The organism is Pseudomonas sp. K5002, assembly GCF_013386655.1.
GTDB lineage: Bacteria > Pseudomonadota > Gammaproteobacteria > Pseudomonadales > Pseudomonadaceae > Aquipseudomonas.
Genome location: NZ_JACARK010001766.1, coordinates 1 through 425 on the forward strand (window position 1 = coordinate 1; position 425 = coordinate 425).

A 425-nucleotide genomic window follows, 5' to 3' on the forward strand; every position below is an offset into this window, starting at 1 on the left:
ACGCTTAACGCCGTGCCGGCTGTCGTTTGTGCTGCAGCGGCTCGATGACTTGCCTGCGTCGCTACGCCTTGCGCCTGGTCGGCGTCGGACTGCGCTACGACGGCGACACTCATCGCATCGATGCTGGCGCTGTTCGCTTGCTGTGCTGTGGTGTGGGCCGTGTCGGCCGAACGCTGTGCCGTGTTTGCCGCATCCAGAGACGCATTGGCGCGGCTCTGGGCAGCCAGGGCCTTCTGATTGACCTGCGAGGCGCTCAGCAACGCATGGTCGGCGGCGCTCTGCGCGGTCTGCGCAGCCGTCTGAGCGGTGGATGCCGCACCCAACGCAGCTTCAGCGTTGGCTTGAGTCTCCAGCACGGCATGCTGTGTGCCGGACGCCGCGTCGGAAGCGGTGTCGGCACGGCTTTGAGCCGCCTGCGCAGAAGC

1 protein-coding gene is annotated in these 425 nt (G+C 67.1%); it reads right to left on the reverse strand.

All coding sequences use genetic code 11. The features are described from left to right. Positions 1-425 (reverse strand): hypothetical protein (locus HX846_RS39165; RefSeq protein WP_218645542.1); only part of this gene is annotated, 425 nt, incomplete at both ends.